Below are 17800 nucleotides of genomic sequence, written 5' to 3'. Positions count from 1 at the left end.
GAAATATCACCTTTATAGGTGATTTTTTTATTTTGGTAAGGACTAAACTATGACTAAGGGATAATAAACAGAAAGAGGGTGCATTCAAATCGACAAGAGTATACTCATAAAACTATTGAGAAAAAGTCTACTTTATAGGCTGATGGATAATATTGATGATTTAATCTCTGAGGCTAAGTTGACCCATAGAGAAGTAAGTAACCGTGCGGGGAATAGTAACAATTGGTTTAATGATGCTTACAACAATAATGAAGATATACATATTTCTTCATTTGTGAAGGTACTTTCGGTTATTAACGAAAAACATGATTTAAAAGAACATAAGCTTCTGAATGTTTTTGATATGAAAATACTGAGTATTTCAACATTGATTTCTCGTCTATCTGATGAGGATGAAAATTATATAAACGATTTCATTATCTCTGATAAACAGCTTTTTCTTGATGTCTTGGGCGATTGGGCATCCATGGAATATAAAAATAAATTAAATGAAAAAGAAAAGGAAATTATGGAAAAGGTTAAAGTCCTAATCTCTTAAAATTAAGGAGGAGTATATCATGAGAAAAGTATGGTTTATTACTCGACCAGAGCGGGATCCAAAGTTTCATGTAGATGCACTTCGAGCACTTAAAATCGCTACTAATGATTTTTCTATTGTTTGGTATGGAAATAGAGATGCTCATAAACAATACGAATCTGTCCTAGTGTCAGAAGGGTTGAAGAGAGACAATATTAGTAATGACGGGTCGGGTGGAAGGACATGGGGAGCTATGTTGCGTACCTTCGGGTATGTATACTTAAATCAAGAGGGTTTCTTAGTCCTTACAAAGGTTGGTCAGAAAATATTAAATTCCGAAAAAGTCAGGGAAAATATATCAAAGCAGATTTTAACCTTACAAATTCCTAATGCTTATTTTTTAGATAGCGGGTTTCGTCCTAAGTATGAAGATGGTTATCAAATAAGACCAGCGATGTTCCTTGTGCGTTTAGTAAATCAATCATTACTAAATTATTATATTACCAAAGAGGAAATCACATTTTTTGCACTTACTGCTAAACGAGACGATGAACTAATTACTGTTACTAAAAAAATCATTGATTTTAGAAATGCTTCTGATAATGAAAAACATGATTTGAAGCAGGCGGTAGCCACTCAATTTGATCATAGAGAAAGGTCAGACAGTGATGCTCGTGATTTTGCGTCAGCACACGGGGATGTTGCTCATACGTTTATGATGCTTTGTGATTATACAGGGCTTGTTGATTACGTCAGGGGAGACGCTTTGAGATTACCAACCGATAAGCATGAGGCAACTTCTAAAATGCTGGACTACCTAGAAAATAGGTATCCCTTTAATAAAAGGTTCTTAATTTCCCTTGAACGTTTCGCTGAAAGCGCAGGATTAGATGTAGATAGTTACAAAGCAAGTGCATTTGGAGCGTTACCTCCTGCTACAAATAAGGGGAAAAGCATGCGAAAGGTTCAACGCCTTTTATCTGCTTATCCATTGATTCAGGGATTAAGCATTGAGGAAGTTACAGAGATATTAGAACAGGAACTTTCCACCAATGAAGCTAGAAAATTTGCCAATGAGTTACACAAACACACTTATGAATCTCTAAATGAAGATTTTGTTGAGTCATATCTTTACGAAGAAAACGATCGTGTTTTTGAGGATAAAACAGGTGAAATTTTAAGATCGATTGGTTTCGAAGTAGTTATGCGTCCTAAGCCATTAGGTGATGACATAAGAACGGAAATTGAGATTTTAATTCATGTAGATGAAGAAACAATTTGTATTATGGATGCTAAAAATTATAGTGAAAAATTCACTTTATCAGCAAATCTAGCATCACACATGGCATCGGAGTATATCCCAAATTATCACGGCTACGAAGGAAAATCAGTTGCATATTTTGGTTATGTAACTGCGAATATGTTTGGTGGAGAAAGGCATCTCGAAAAAATAAGCGAGAAGGCCAAAATGATTAACTCCGAAATCAATGTGTCTGGTGGAATTTTATCAGCAAAAGCATTATTAGGATTTCTAGATTATTGCTTGGAGCACGAATTAAGTAAGGAAGAAAGAAAAGAAAGATTTATATCTTTGTTTACCAACAAAGGGTATGATAACGTAGCAGAAATGCTTTAAAAAATTAGGGATTAGAAACTCTTGAGTGAGTTTTCTAATCTTTTTTTATTTGTTGCTAGAGTGTAGTGTATCCTAGTAAAAACTTTTAAGCTACAAATTTAATAGAAAAGGTGTATAATAAACAGCATAGATATATGCAAGAACAAATATTCGTTTTTAGGAGTTGTAACATCTTATGAAATTTTTAAAGGGAGAACTATTCAATGGACCAGGCGGGCTTTCTCTAGGTGCTAAAAATGCAGGTTTTGTGCATCCAGAAACTGGGGAAGAGTGGCAAATAGAACATATATGGTCAAATGATTATGATAGCAATGCTTGTAAAACATTTGGATTTAACATATGTGGTGATGAAAATGACGAATCGGTTCACGTGGGCCCAGTTGAAAATTTACCAATAGGAGATAAATCTATATTAGGGGATATAGATTGTTTTGCATTTGGGTTCCCGTGCAACGACTACTCGAATGTAGGTGAAAAGAAAGGATTAGAGGGAACTTTTGGTCCGTTGTATTCTTATGGTGTCAAGGTTTTAAAATTATATCAACCTAAATTCTTTGTTGCTGAAAACGTTGGTGGACTTCAAAGTGCGAATGAAGGTAATGCGTTTATAAGAATACTAACTGAACTAGAAGAAGCAGGATATAACTTAACTCCTCATTTGTATAAATTTGAAGAATACGGTGTTCCACAAGCTAGACATAGGATTATTATTGTAGGAATTCGAAATGATCTATATGAAAAGGGTGTGAAATTTAAAGTTCCAGCACCAACAACATTGTCTTCAACAGATTATAAAACTTCTCGTCAAGCTATTTTGGAGCCACCGATTCCAGAGAATGCCCCAAACCATGAAATGCCTAAACATACTGAAAAAGTTCAAGAAATGCTAAGTTATATACCAGCAGGGGAAAATGCTTGGTATTTAGGAATACCAGAAGAGCTTCGATTGAATGTAAAAGGTGCAAGGTTAAGTTCGATTTATAAAAGGCTAGATCCTAATAGACCGGCTTATACTGTTACAGGTAGTGGTGGCGGTGGAACTCACATGTACCACTGGAGTGAGAATAGAGCATTAACTAATCGTGAAAGAGCTAGACTCCAAACTTTTCCTGATGATTTTGTGTTTTTGGGTAGTAAAGAAGCGGTAAGAAAACAAATAGGTATGGCTGTACCTCCTGAAGGTGCTAAAATTGTATTTAATGCGATACTTAAAACTTTTGCAGGAATAGAATACGATTCGATTCCTCCAATAGCAAAATTACAATTAGAAAATTTAAAGGGTACTAAGAAAGAGTCTATGAAAGAGTTAGTTACTGCTCTTTAATCACTTTAATAAACTGTATAGGATAAAAATAAAAAGGATGTTACCAATTTATAGGATAATATGGTACCTGTAGTTAGGACACTTGAAAAAAGAGTGTTTTAACTACAGGTATTTTTTTATACTAGAAATTCAACATATGGGGATTAAGGGGCCAACATGAGTAAATTACTATTCACTACTAGAGAGATAAAAACACTTCAGAATAATCCAAACGTACATGTGTAAGTGAACGAACTATTACCTATTCGGATACCTTTAAAAGTGAATTTTTAGATGAATATCTGGCAGGTAAACTTCCACGTCAGATTTTTAGCGAGAATGGTTTTAATATTGATGTAATCGGGTTAAAGTGAATTGAACAGTCCGCCCACCGGTGGAAGAGAGCGTATGAAGAGAACGGGTTAATGGACTAACCTTACTAGAAAAACCAGTTCCGGAAGACCCTTAAAACGGGAGCTCACCCAAGCCGAAATTATCGAGAGACCGGAAGCGAGAATTGAGCCTGGAGGAGCAGGTTGACTATTAAAAAAGGCTAGAAGCGACAGAAAGGAGGCTGCTAAACGCCCGCAAAAGCCTAGAACCTTTTTTTACTATGTTAATATTAAAGGTAACATAATTAAAATACTTTTAATCACCTGTGTTTGTTCTCTTCTTTTCAAGTAGGTTTTTTATTTGAATTCTATACTTTACTTTTGCAATTTCAATTAGTTCCTGTTTATCATCTTCCCCAAGTTGTGAAAATGTCTGATATAAATCATAATGATTGGTTAAAAAATTATTATTGTATACATTTGCAACGACTTTTCCAAAAATAGGATACACAACTTCAGGTGGTAAGTCGAATTCCTCACAGATCTTCCCCAAAGCAGGTAGAAAAAGATCAGAAAAAGCTTCACTTACTTTATATTCTAGTTCCTTGTTTATTGTTTGAATACCAACCCATCCACCCTTTAATATCCAATCGGTACTAACATTAAACTTATTACTTATCGATATTACAGTCTCAATAGAAGGATTAAATTTACCTCGCTCGATGTCACTTAAAGTACCCTGGGAAATATTTATTACATTTGAAAATTGTTTTTGATTCATATTAAGTGCTCTTCTTAATTGATTTATTCTTTCACCAATAGTTTTCATTTTGAATCTTCTCCAATATAAGTTTTTAATATCTATGTTAAAATTATCTGTTGACGGATATAATATAGAGTAGACGGATATAATAGCTTGGATGTATTGTATAAATACTTAAATCCAACATTATTATACATCAACTTCTATGCTCCAAGAAATGAGAAGGGAATTGACCAATTTTGGATTAGTGGGAAAGGTAAATATCAATGTCGAAAGAATCTAGATTTAATAAAACACAAGAAAATCGAATAATTGCTGGAAGGGGACAGGGGACGGGACCTGATTATATCCCTTTTATTCAAGCGCACGATAATAAAGTTGCCTCGGAAGGCTACTTGACTCGTCATTTAGGTTGGAAGACAAAGAGAATACATCATACTCTATCAGAACATGAGAGAAGGTATTTATATTATCTTGAATGGTTAGATGGAGTAATAGATATTCGGGAGCAATATCCCCTATTCCCAATGGAGAGGACACAAGAAATTGCAGAACAACTCGGAATTAAACATCCTCATTTCGAAGGGGTTCCCGTGGTTATGACCACAGATTTTATGATTACTCTTAAGACTAAAAGTGGTTATAAAGATGTGGTGAGAACTATAAAACCTACAAATAAGTTAACGAAAAGGACGCTTGAATTGTTTGAAATAGAAAGGAGATTCTTTGCTGAACAAGGAGTAGATTGGTGCATCATCTTAGACAATAAACTTCCAAAGACATTAATTAAAAACGTTAATTGGATGTGTGAGGCAAAGTACCTAGAAACAAGACCTAGTGTGGATGAGGAGCTGATAAATTTAGTTAAAAATCCTTTATTTAACGAGTTAGAAAATAATACTTCTGGTGGATCAATAAGTAAAACGTGTCTTCGTTGTGATAAAAGTTTCGGCTTAGAGTCAGGAACAAGTATGTTCATTTTAAAACATATGCTTGTGCAAAAAAAATGGTCAACAGATATGTACCATCTTATCAAGGAATCAAAACCATTGCAGTTAATTAATATGGAGGAAATTAATTCATTTGGTTTACATACTGGCTGAAGTGGAGGTTTAAATGTTTGAATATTTTTGAAAATGTAATTTTGGAACTATTTGACCAAGAGCATAATTTTGTTGGATTACAAAGAATTTTATGGATATCTCAAGATAAAAGAGATGTTGTTGTTATGGATATAACAGATGACAAAAATATGAAGTATCCCTTTTTTCGTACATACGATGATATAACAGAGGAGTTAGAAACTGGAAGAGAGAGAGTAATTGATATTGATCCCGATCTAAGACTAATATCACCAGATGAGGAGTACCTACTTAGGTATAAAGCCAATAGAGATGAAAAGTGGAATGTTATAAAGGGAATGGTAATAGAAGAGCCGGATATTTACATATCTAAAATGCGAGGAAAGTTAGTAAAAGATGCGGAGGAAAGGTCCGGAAAACATAAAAAAGAGATATATAAATATCTTAAAAAATACTGGTTTTACGGTAAATCAATTAATGGGCTTTTAAATAATTACTTTGATTGTGGTGCACCTGGGAGAGACAGGGAATTTAACCAAAAGACAGGTCCAAAACCAAAGGATGGAAATGAGTTTTTAGTTACTAATAAAGATAAGGAAAACTTCATATGGGCAATCGGAAAATTACATAAAGAAGAGAAAAAGAGTTTAAAAGAAACACACGAAATATTGTGTCAGAAAAAGTATCACTCAGGCCACTATCGTCAATTTGGAGTACTCGTACCGATTGTGGAGCCGCATAAAGGACCGACAATTCGCCAATTCCTTTATTGGTATCATAAAGAATACTCTGTCTCTGAGCAATATGCAAATCGACATGGACGAAGAAAAGCTGCAATGGATAAACGGCCATTAATAGGTGACGCATCAGAAAAAGCATTAGGAGTGGGCTTTCTTTTTGAAATTGATTCCACTCCTGCAGATATTATTTTAGTTGCAGAAGATAGACAGACAATAATTGGTACACCAACTTTATATATTGTTAAAGATGTCACCAGTAGAATGGTTACAGGTTTTCATGTAACTGGTGCAAATCCTTCTTGGATTGAAGAAGCTGTTGCTTTAGAAAATGCGGGTACCAGTAAAGTAGAGTTTTGTAGGCAATATGGAGTTGAAATTGATGAGGATGATTGGCCTTGCTACCATTTACCAAAGAATCTCCTTGGTGATAGAGGAGAGCTCAAGAGTAAAATGGCGGAAAATTTAATTTCCTTAAAAATAGATGTGCTAAATGCACCTTCATATCGTGGAGATCTTAAACCATTTGTAGAACAACACTTTAGATTAACAAACCAAGACATAAGAGATTTTCTCTCAAAAGCTGGTGCAAAGCCTTCAAAACCCAAAGAACGTGGAGATTATGATCCTGCACGAAATGCAGCACTAACAATCTTTGAATTTACACAATTTATGATAGTACAAATCATTACCTATAATAAGAGTGCATTACCTAAGGGATTTTTTGTTACCAGAGAAATGTTTGAAGATAAGGTTGAGTTGACTCCCCTTGATGTTTGGAATTGGGGTAAAAGTAAAACTCTTCTACACACTGAACCACGTGATTTAATTCGTTACAATCTTTTACCAAAAGCTAATGCAAAAGTAACTAAATTTGGAATAGAGTTTGATAACCGTTGTTATACAAGTGACTTAGGATTAAAAGAAGGTTGGTTTGTATCCAATAATATTGATGGGGAAAAGAAAATTACTATAAGCTATGATCCTAGAAATGTCAGTAGTATCTTTATTCGTAGTAAGGGTGGGAAATTAATCCAATGTTTTTTAACAAATAAATTCAAAGACTACGAGGGGCTACATATCGAAGAAGTAAAAGCAATCATGAGATATAAAAAAGAACAATTAAATTTAAAAGGAAAAGAGGAAAAACAATATAGAGCGGAACTTCATGCTTTTGCTGAGGATTTAGTTAAAAAGGCAAAAATGGAAACTGAAGCTGCAACAAAAGATATGAGTTTTTATGAGCGAAGCAAAAATAAGAGGGAAAAGAAAAAAAGTGAAGCTTGGTCTCAAGGTAGTAAAAATGCCTGGACTGCAATAGAAACCTCGAACGAACAAATGGATAATAAGGAAACTGGGGAGGTTATTGAGTTTCCAAATGTCTTTAATAAATCAGAAACTACTCAAAGCGGTATAAGTGATATTCAGGCGCAATTTACTACAAAGATTACAGAAAGAAGGAGAAGGGATGAATTTCTGGAATGAGGGAATTAAACAAATACAAGGCATTCATTGTAAAGCAACCTATAGTGAGCAATTTGTACCTGAATATAAAGGTAACCCTTTTATTGAAGCTATACCAAACAAAATTGGTATTGATAAATTTTTAGATAAAATGATATCGGACCCAAAGTTTGAGTCAGGTTTTTTGAAGTTAGGTATAGAGGAGCGTTTAGAGTTGGTACGACAAATAAAGCCATCTTTCTGGCTTCCTATACCTAGTCACTATGAGAAATATAGAGGCTTACATAATATGATAAAAATAGGTTACCAATCTAGAAATCCTATACTAACAATGTATAATAGACAATTCTCTATAGGGTGGGATCAAATCTTTGATTCCGGATTGGACGAAAATGGAGCTAACATAGCAGGTAATGTTCAAACGGCACAAAGTCTAGCTGAAATTGGTATTAGTGGAATGGGAAAAAGTAAAATTTATGAAAGGTTATTGAAGAACTTATTTCCCCAAGTAGTTCATCATACACAATATAAAGAGAAAAAGTTACTTTTAACACAAGTAGTATGGCTCAAAATTGAATGTCCAAGTGGAAAATCAGTTGGTGCCTTATGCAGAAACTTTTATGATGAAGTAGATAAGGTTTTAGGCAGTAATTATTATGAGAAATACGGAGAAAAAGCTGGGACAATCGATCGATTAGCGAAGCGGATGGTTAAAGTAGCAGCTCAAATAAATCTAGGTGTATTAATCATAGACGAAATACAGAACGTTCATAAAGCACATTCTGGTGGAGACCAAAGTATGATTAATTTTATCACCGAATTAGTCAATACAATTGGAATACCTGTAATTATCATAGGTACTTTTAAAGCTATGTACTTGTTTAAGAACTCATTAGCAAATACTCGTAGAGGTGTACCGGACGAATATTCGGAGAATATCGTAGGTTTTATGCTAGAAGATAGCTGGGAATGGAATCAAATAATTGAAAGTCTTTGGGACTTACAATATACCAAAAAGAATACACCATTAACTGATGAATTGAAAAAAGCGATGTATTACCATACAATGGGCATTCCTGATATTGCAGTAAAGTTGTTCATGCATATTCAATCTAAAGCTATATTAAATGGCGGTGATGAAACAATAACTGTATCTCTAATTAACGAGGTCGCCTCTCGTAGTCTTAAACTTCTACAACCTGTATACGAGAAGATTAGAAGATTAGGGTTTGATGCAAAAACAATAGAAGAATTAGAAGATGTTGAGCCTGAATGGGTTTCATTTAACGAGTACATTCATGAAGTGAGGCATAACATGAGAATAGAAGGGAAATTAGCTAAGGACCATTCCAGAGCCCTTCAAAAAAATAATAAAGAAGTACTTTTAGAGGAAATGACAACGTTTGTATCTAATCTAGTTAATGAAGCAGAAACTGCTAAAGCTTTGGCAACTCAGGTTTTTAATGCTAGTAGTGGAATGGGTGACAAACAATTAATGTTTAACCAACTTGCTCAATTAGCATTAGGGGCTGTTGGAGTAGGATCCTCAGATGACAGTAATCTAGGAGGGTCAAAGCAAAATAGTAAAAAGGGGAAAGTTAAACCATTACTTGAAGAGACAGATATACGGTTTATTGTAAAAGAAGGTTTTAAAAAGGGTTTGTCTACAGAAGAAGCTCTAGAAGCTGCCAATTTGGTAAGGAATCATGATGAATTACTAGATATTGTATAGAGCCCGGAGGTCGAGTTAATTGAATAAATTATTGCTGTTTCCAGAACCTTACCCTGATGAAGACTTTAGAAGTGTCTTATTTAGATACCATATACGTACACCAAATACATCCTTCCAAGAAAGTAATATTGAACTGTTTGGAAAAAAATCTATAAAAAATTTGATGTTTCCAAACCGGCTAGAAGAGCTATTTAGGAGATTACCTGTAGGACATACAATTAAATTAGAAGATATTATTTATAAACACACATGGTATGGCTTAATAGAAAGATTTATTAGTAAAGAAAAGCATCTAGAATACCTCAATTCTTTTAAATATGGAACAGATAATCATTTTTGGATGATGAATAGTAATTTTGATCGTATTTTCTCCAATAAGATAAAGTATTGTCCTATATGTATTAAAGATGATTTTAAAAATTATGGTGAATGTTTCGTACATAAAATACATCAAATTGAGTTTTTAGACTTTTGTCCACACCATTTTGCGAAATTAATTAATGAATGTAATGTATGTGCAGAATCACTATCTAAAGCATATGATTCAGAACTTATCCGAACTCCGTTTTGTAGAAATGGTCATTATCTATGTGATCAAGTAATGGAGGTAGAAAATGAAGATAAAATAATAAAATTTAAATATGAACTAATTAATATATTGTGTTCAATTAGGGATAAAAGAACTTTAGTAGATCACAAGGTATATTTAAAAATAATAATGGCACTGTGGAAAATGGGATTTATTCATTATAAGGGGAGGATAAATAAAGAAGAACTAATAGCTTCCATTACTAGTAAGTATTCCGAAAAAGCACTTGAACATATTAATTTACCTTACGATTACATCTCCCATAGATGGTTTTTGGGTAGGGTTATTAAACAAGATTTAAAAGGGGATTTATTATTTTACTGTTTGTTAATATTATTTCTATTTAAAACAGTAGAAAACATGATAGATTTTAATGAACCTATTGCAAACCATGTACCCTTTAATTTTAATAATGGTCCATGGAAATGTCATAATTCAATTTGTGATTATTTTAATAAGAACATAATTAATAATTGTAAGAAGATAGCCAAAGTATCAGGTGGAATACATATTACGGGAGAATTTTCTTGTCCTTATTGTGGTTATACATACACAAAACGATGGAGGCCAAATCAAACTGCAAAAGAGAAGGTTATGATTAAGTCTATGGGATATCTATGGATTAATAAAGTCTTAGAAATGTATTCAACTGGTATGTCCGCAAATGAAATTGCAAGAAAATTAGGCTGTTCGGATACCACTGTTAGGTCTAACTTAAAGAGGATAGTTGGTATAACAAACATGCTAATTAGTTCTGAACAACAAGAAGCAGTTAAGGAAATTATTAATGGTTATTTGGAAACAGCAGGTTCTAAGGATCTATCTATGGAAAAAATAATAGCTTGTAGAAGTATTATTGAGGACTTGTTGATTAATAGGAAAGTAAGGTCCAGGATGGATTTAATAAAAATAGCACCTAAGGAGTACAATTGGATACAAAGGTACGATGGAGATTGGTTAGATACAATTATCCCCCAAAAAAAGGGAGGGAAAAAAAGGTGTAATATCGATTATTCTAGTTTTGATTTAGAACTAGCAGCAAAAATCGAGTCTGTTGTAAAAGACCTTTATGAGAATTATTCTTATCGAATACATAAAAACACAATACTTAAAAAATTAAATTCAACAGAGGCTAGTAGAATTAACTCAATGCAAAATGATTTACCTAGAAGCATTCATGTTTTAAACAATCATATCGAAAGTAGGAGCGAGTATCTGATTAGAAGCCTACCAAAGGAAAAGACTAAGTTAATAAATATTGGTTATAAAAAAGTTGACTTTAATACTTTGAAAAGGTTTTCAAAAAGATATCAAAAATGTGACCAAGTAACTGAAGATAAAATAATAGAAATATTGAATAACTAATCTAATAGGTTAAAATTATATAAACTGGGAAAGAATTGATACTAATCATGTATCTAGGAGTGATAGTTTTGATTTTTTTCCCCACCCTTTATGAAGATGAACTTTTACATAGTGTTTTAGCTCGATACCATCATTATACTGGAAATGAAAATAACAAATTAACAATGGAAGATTTATTTGATTCTAGAACAGCTTGCGCATCTGTCATTCTACCTTCAAACTTGAGAAAGCTATGTAACCGTCTCCCTACCCCCAATGTTTATACTCCAGATAGCTTAATAGAAAATCATACGATTTTTCCTTACTATGCACCATTTATTCCTGAAATTAGATACAACGAACTTAAGTTAGCTATGATTGATGATATAGAAACCAACTCTTATATGAAATTGGGGATAACTGCGAGCAGGGTAAAGATACCCCAATTTCTTAGATATTGTCCAGATTGTGCTATAGAAGACGGATTTAATAATGGTGAAATTTATTGGCATAGAATTCACCAAATTGAAGGTGTAGAAATATGTCCTAAGCATTATACATTTTTAGTTAATTCGAAAATACCATCGTCCCAGAGAAAGAGTAAACATAAATTTTTTAGGATTGAACAGAATGGAGGTAATAATAATCAAACCAATTTAATGGAAAAGGATAGTGAAGTATTTAATCACTACAATTTTATAGCCCAACAGACTTACCTGTTAATTAACTCTTCCTTTAAACCTCTAGGATTAGAGAAATTACGTAAGTTTTACATTACAAAACTCCAGGTAATGGGACTAGCAACCATTTCAGGAAGAATTAAATGGAGGAATTTAATACCTTCTTTTAACAATTACTACGGTGAAGAAATACTAAGTAAATTTAATTGTTCTATAAAACTAGACCAAGAGGATACATGGATACACAAAATGCTAAGAAACAATCAGACGGCTTGTCATCCTTTAAGGCATATTTTATTACTAGGTTTTATAGGAGAAACGGTATCGTCCATGGTAGAGCAAATAAATAGTGTAAATTATGATCCATTCGGTACAGGGCCTTGGCCATGTTTAAATAAAGCTGCAAACCATTTCCGAGAAAGTATAGTGAATTCCTGTATTGTCACTAGGGATTATAAAACCGGTAAACCTATTGGCACCTTTTCTTGCCTTTGTGGTTTTGTTTATTCAAGGAAAGGTCCAGATATTACACTCAATGATAGGTGTAGAATAGGAAGAATAAAAGAATTTGGTCACATTTGGAAAGCTAAACTTATAGAAATAGCAAATATGGATATATCTTTAAGGAAAAAAGCTGAAATACTGGGTGTTGACCCAATGACAGTAAAACGAAAACTATTAGGTGAAGAAAAGGAGGATTTTAGAATTAACAGGGTTAATTCTAATTTAACCGTGTATAGGGTTAAATGGCTAGAGATTCTCCAGAATAACAAAGGTAGTACAATAACTGAAATTCGTAATTGTTTTCCCAATATATATTCATATCTAATTAGAAATGATAAAGAGTGGTTAAGAAAAAATTATCCAGATGTAATAAAGACAAGTGCAAAGAAAATAAATAGAGTTGATTGGAATAAAAGAGATCTTGAAACTGCTGAAAAAGTAAAACTTGTAGCAAAAGAGATATTGTTGGAGACAACACAATTAATAAGGGTCACTAAGAATGAAATTGGACGAAGATTACGTAACTTGGGTTCTTTATATAATAATCTATCTAAAATGCCAAAGACCCAACAAATTCTTGATAAAGTTGTAGAATCAATAGAAGAATTTCAAGTGAGAAGAATTAAACATGTAGCCAAAGAGTTAAAGATAACTAATTCTGTAATAAAAGAATGGGAGCTAATACGTAGAGCTGGACTGAAGGGGGAATTTGTAGAAATGCATAAAGATGTAATAAAGTCAGAAAGTATTTAAGACTCTGCTTGATATATAAGTGGGAGTCTTTTTTATTTAAAACCAAATTCAACCAGTATAATTAATATATTAATTCAACGGATTTATTAGGCAGCCGGAACAAATTTCTAGTGTTTGAATGAAATGTCTCTAAGGATATCTACATATTAAATTGATTTTATATTAAATTTTAAGAGGCATATAAATCTAAAATGAGTTACATTTATGATAAATGACTTTAGGGAGTTTTATTTAATATGGATATAAAGTTAAAAGACACATTAGATTCAGTTGAGATAAGTAAAGCGATTGAGATAATAAATACGTTAGAAGAAAAGGCAGTGAGTGAATTTGATTTATCGAAAATCACTTTTGTAAAACCATATGGACTTGTACTACTTCTTCAAATATTTGATTATCTAGATGAAATAAGGGATATTTCCTGGCCATCGCAATCTACGCTCACATACATGGCTAGAATGGGTTTTTTTAGTCAAGCTCAAAACATGCTAACTCTAGAAAAAAGAATTCAAGAAATAAATAGCCAAGTAGTCAAGGATCCGGAAAACCAAACTCTCATTGATATTACTAAGATTCAGGACAACAGTGATATACGTAAAACATTAGAGGAAGTTCACACTAAAACATATAATATCTTTGTAAAAGAGTTGCATTATAGAGAAAAAGACATAGATGATTTTATTGTTATGCTATCAGAACTATTAAATAATATACCAAGACATAGTAAATCATTCGGTTATATATGTGCTCAAAGATACCATTATCCAAAAAGTCCGCACAAATATATATCGGTATGTATTTCTGATATGGGAATTGGTGTTAGAAACAGTTATAAAATAAATGGATTAACAGATATTAAAGATGATAAAGAGGCTTTAAGATATGCCATAATTGAAGGAGTATCTAGTAAGGTTAAGGGGTTAGGAAGGGGAGGAAACGGTTATAAGGGTATTAAAGAAATAGTTAACAAATTAAATGGTGTTATTTCAGTTAAATCAGGAACTGTTCAGTTAGATGTAGGTAAAAGTCAACATATTTATGATGAGAACATTCCTTATTTTCCTGGTACTCAAATCGAGATAATATTGCCTGAAAAAAACATTTGACTTGTCCGTGTAATGTATATTACTATTATTCCATAGGGTATAAACAAAAAATGTTAATGGGTGGGATCAATGAAAAGTGTCTTAGTAATAGAACTTGCCTCATTAAGTAAAAAACTTCTAGATTCAACGATGCTTTTCTTTCGAGAAGATGGTATTCAAATCCGAGAAGCAATCCTATCAGAAGCTAGTAGCACTTCAGCACATATCATTGTTCTTGATTTTCGGGATATTAAGGTTATAGATTTTTCTTGTTCTGATGAGATTGTGGTAATGTTACAGGAAAATAATGAGTGGTTAAATGGTAAGAAAATATACTTGAAGAACCTAACTACCAGTCATAAAGAAAACATTCATTCCGCCCTAGAAATGAAGAAACTGGGTGTCTGGATAAAAGAAGAACATGGATACCACGTTATCGGTAAGTTGCCAAAGCATTTGCTTCAACTAGTAAGAACTGTAATGAACTATAAAGAGTGTACAGCGAGGCACATAAGTAATGATACTGGTGAGGAATTAACTAGTATCAGTGTTAAGTTAGGGAAACTCTACAAAAAGGGAATGCTCCTTCGCAAAGAAAGCAAGACCTCAGAAGGAATGGAATATGTTTATCAATCAATTGTCTAACCTCGTTTTAAATCGAGGTTTTTCTAAAAAAAGGGTATAAACAAAAAAAGGTTAGACCCTAAATATTACAGTGCTACTTCAAAAATGCCAGAAGGTAAACAACGAACGATTATATAAAATATTGATTTAATTTTCGTGTTTAAGGTTATAATTAAATTGTTTTAATGTAAATTAGTAATAGAAATAGAAATACCCATTAAAACAAATGTCTCAATGGGTACATCTATTTTTATATAGATTTAGAAGTATTGCTAGAGCAAATCATACTGTTTTGTATAAAAGTACTGATGTTGGCGCATCAGTTTTCAATGGAAAATGCTCTTCACAAAAAATACATGAGTTTATGATAACAAAAGAAGGCATTTACACGCAAGAGGCATATGGTGGATATTTAATCCATTAAAAGCTAGATGGAGTGATCATTGATTTTTTATACAAAGTTAGAAACAAAGAAAGGAGGATAAGCTCTACGATACTTCTATTAAATTTTAAAATTAATGGAGGAATCAAAGATGAATAAAACAAACAAAGAGATTATTAATGTAGAAGAGTATGCTAAGGAGGGAAAGAATCCTCCTAAGGAAAAAGTAGTTTATCGTTTTCGGGTAGGAAAGACTTACGCTGAAAGTGAAGAAAGATGGATTACAGGGAAGGATATTCTTATCAAAGTTGGTTTGGAACCATCACAGCATAGACTATATCAGAAGCTAAATGGTGGACAACGTCTTCCTATAGCAGTAGAACAAGAGGTTGATTTAGCCTCTCCAGGGTTGGAACGATTTGAGACTATTCCCCTGGATCCTACTGAGGGGGCTGGAATATGAGAAGAGAATTCTCTCTACCAGAGGAAGATACCGATTTTTTAAATAGTCGAGAATGGAAATGGGAATCCATTATAGAAGGATCAAATAGATGGATTATTATACATGACTTTCCGGTCCCAAAGGGCTACAACGTTTCATTTTCTAAGGTTGCTGTTCAGATATTAAGTGGTTATCCAAATAGCCATCTAGATATGGCTTACTTTTATCCTTGGCTTTCACGTACTGATGGAATTCAAATTGGTCAAGCTGATCAGCAAATGATAATTTGGGGGCAGTCCTTTCAAAGGTGGTCTAGACACTATGAATGGAAACCAGGAATTCATAGCTTAACAACTCATTTGCTTTCAGTTGAGGATTGGTTAGAGAGAGAATTTTACATCAAACCTTCACAAGGAGTTCGTAATGTATGATCAGTTATAGGTTAAGAATGACGGGCAGTCAACATGATGCCCTCTTCCATCACTTATTTCCAGGGGACGGCAAGGAAGCTATTTCATTTGCTTTATGTGGGGTAGGTAAGTTTCAACAAGAAGCTAGTGAAGTAAGCTATGCAGTAGCGGTTAATGAAATATTTCATATCCCATATGATCAATGTTTTGTTAGAGAAAAAGATAAAGTTACTTGGTCTAGCGAAAGTTTGTCTGACATTTTGACTAAAGCCGATAAAAAAGGATTTATTATTCTAAAAATCCATAGTCATCCTGGTGGATATCAAGATTTCTCAGAAATAGATAACCAATCAGATGGTAGCTTATTCCCGAGGATTGCCGAATGGCTAGATTCAGATTTTCCTGGAATTAGTGCAGTAATGCTTCCTGATGGTAGTATTTTTGCTAGGGCTTTTAATTCTAGTGGAGAGCATACAATTGTTGATTCAGTTCTAGTAACTGGTCCAGATATAAAATTCTGGAAAGAGACATCTTTGTCAGAAGAAACCGACGGACAATTTCGGAAACGTATCTTGCAGGCATTTGGTCAAGGAACGACTAGTGTGCTTAGTCAACTTACTATTGGTATTGTAGGTGTTTCTGGGACAGGTAGTCCAGTTGTGGAACAACTTTATCGTTTAGGAGTAGGAAGAATTGTCCTTGTGGATGATGACATAGTTAAGGAAGTTAATTTAGGGCGGATTTACAATAGTAGTATGAAGGATGCTTTACAAAAAAAAAGTAAGGTTGATGTCTTAGCGGATGCTGTTGAATATTCCGGTCTCCCAACTAAAGTTGAAAGGTACACAAAAAAAATATTTGATGAAGATGTAATTCGTAGACTTGGACAATGTGATATATTATTTGGTTGCATGGATTCGGTTGAAGGAAGAGATATCTTAAATAAAATATGTATCTTTTATTCGATCCCATATTTTGATTTAGGAGTTAAACTATGTGCTGATGGTAACGGGGGAGTAGAACAAATTAGTGGTGCAGTTCATTATATACAACCAGATGGAAGTAGTTTAATAAATAGAGGAGTTTACACAGCTTCAACATTATCTGCAGAGGTTATGAATAGAATAAATCCCGAGATATATAAGCAGCTACAAAAGGAAGGTTATCTTAAAGGGGTTTTGGAAGAAAGACCTGCAGTCATAAGTGTAAATACATTATTAGCTTCGATTGCAGTTAATGATCTTCTCTGTAGATTACATGATGTTCGGTTGGACTCCAATGAAGATATTGATTGCATTCGTGTTAGTCTTACAAATAATACATTTCTCTTTGAAAAATGTACCGCGGATTTTATTGTTAGTTCCTATGTGGGTCGAGGAGATATGGACCCAATACTGAACACAACTATCTACAGTTAAGGT

At 33.3% G+C, this 17800-nt stretch carries 14 protein-coding genes; 13 read left to right on the top strand and 1 reads right to left on the bottom strand.

Features of this window, described 5'->3' with window-relative positions; translation table 11 throughout:
* Positions 1-142 precede the first annotated feature (142 nt).
* From ACRX5O_RS18615 to ACRX5O_RS18605, 3 genes are all read left to right on the top strand, one after another.
* Positions 143-538 (top strand): hypothetical protein, encoded by a 396-nt coding sequence (locus tag ACRX5O_RS18615; protein ID WP_433907328.1) that lies wholly within the window; start codon positions 143-145, stop codon positions 536-538.
* 19 nt (positions 539-557) lie between these two features.
* Entirely contained in the window at positions 558-2153 is a 1596-nt protein-coding gene (locus ACRX5O_RS18610; protein WP_433907327.1) for an AlwI family type II restriction endonuclease, read from the top strand.
* Between the two features lie 175 nt (positions 2154-2328).
* Positions 2329-3477, top strand: coding sequence for a DNA cytosine methyltransferase (locus ACRX5O_RS18605; RefSeq protein ID WP_433907326.1), 1149 nt, complete (start codon positions 2329-2331; stop codon positions 3475-3477).
* A 627-nt stretch (positions 3478-4104) separates the two neighbouring features.
* Here ACRX5O_RS18605 and ACRX5O_RS18600 read toward each other — a convergent pair.
* Entirely contained in the window at positions 4105-4617 is a 513-nt protein-coding gene (locus ACRX5O_RS18600; RefSeq protein WP_433907325.1) for a helix-turn-helix domain-containing protein, read from the bottom strand.
* 200 nt (positions 4618-4817) lie between these two features.
* On the opposite strand from ACRX5O_RS18600, the gene ACRX5O_RS18595 reads away from it, so the two are divergent.
* The 10 genes from ACRX5O_RS18595 (at position 4818) to ACRX5O_RS18550 (ending at position 17797) form a co-directional block, all read left to right on the top strand.
* Complete coding sequence (locus ACRX5O_RS18595; protein ID WP_433907324.1) at positions 4818-5654, top strand: TnsA endonuclease N-terminal domain-containing protein; 837 nt, start codon at positions 4818-4820, stop codon at positions 5652-5654.
* Positions 5655-5671: 17 nt separating this feature from the next.
* Entirely contained in the window at positions 5672-7855 is a 2184-nt protein-coding gene (locus tag ACRX5O_RS18590) for a TnsB C-terminal domain-containing protein (RefSeq protein ID WP_433907323.1), read from the top strand.
* Positions 7839-9566, top strand: coding sequence for an ATP-binding protein (locus ACRX5O_RS18585; protein ID WP_433907322.1), 1728 nt, complete (start codon positions 7839-7841; stop codon positions 9564-9566). The genes ACRX5O_RS18590 and ACRX5O_RS18585 overlap by 17 nt, the downstream gene beginning before the upstream one ends.
* A 19-nt stretch (positions 9567-9585) precedes the next feature.
* Positions 9586-11520, top strand: coding sequence for a TnsD family Tn7-like transposition protein (locus ACRX5O_RS18580; RefSeq protein WP_433907321.1), 1935 nt, complete (start codon positions 9586-9588; stop codon positions 11518-11520).
* A 68-nt stretch (positions 11521-11588) separates the two neighbouring features.
* On the top strand, positions 11589-13436 hold the full coding sequence (locus ACRX5O_RS18575) for a TnsD family Tn7-like transposition protein (RefSeq protein ID WP_433907320.1): 1848 nt from the start codon (positions 11589-11591) through the stop codon (positions 13434-13436).
* A gap of 236 nt (positions 13437-13672) precedes the next feature.
* Positions 13673-14542: a hypothetical protein gene (locus ACRX5O_RS18570; RefSeq protein ID WP_433907319.1), complete on the top strand. Its 870-nt coding sequence runs from the start codon at positions 13673-13675 to the stop codon at positions 14540-14542.
* A 69-nt stretch (positions 14543-14611) separates the two neighbouring features.
* Complete coding sequence (locus ACRX5O_RS18565) at positions 14612-15166, top strand: hypothetical protein (protein WP_433907318.1); 555 nt, start codon at positions 14612-14614, stop codon at positions 15164-15166.
* A gap of 512 nt (positions 15167-15678) precedes the next feature.
* The gene (locus ACRX5O_RS18560) at positions 15679-15990 is read left to right on the top strand and encodes a multiubiquitin domain-containing protein (protein ID WP_433907317.1); all 312 of its coding nucleotides are present in this window, start codon (positions 15679-15681) and stop codon (positions 15988-15990) included.
* Complete coding sequence (locus tag ACRX5O_RS18555) at positions 15987-16400, top strand: E2/UBC family protein (RefSeq protein WP_433907316.1); 414 nt, start codon at positions 15987-15989, stop codon at positions 16398-16400. The genes ACRX5O_RS18560 and ACRX5O_RS18555 overlap by 4 nt, the downstream gene beginning before the upstream one ends.
* Positions 16397-17797, top strand: coding sequence for a HesA/MoeB/ThiF family protein (locus ACRX5O_RS18550; RefSeq protein WP_433907315.1), 1401 nt, complete (start codon positions 16397-16399; stop codon positions 17795-17797). The genes ACRX5O_RS18555 and ACRX5O_RS18550 overlap by 4 nt, the downstream gene beginning before the upstream one ends.
* Positions 17798-17800 lie beyond the last annotated feature (3 nt).

The organism is Robertmurraya mesotrionivorans, assembly GCF_050971805.1.
GTDB lineage: Bacteria > Bacillota > Bacilli > Bacillales > Cytobacillaceae > Robertmurraya_A.
The sequence above is the reverse complement of the archived record's forward strand: the minus strand, read 5'-3'. Positions and strand labels throughout refer to the sequence as shown.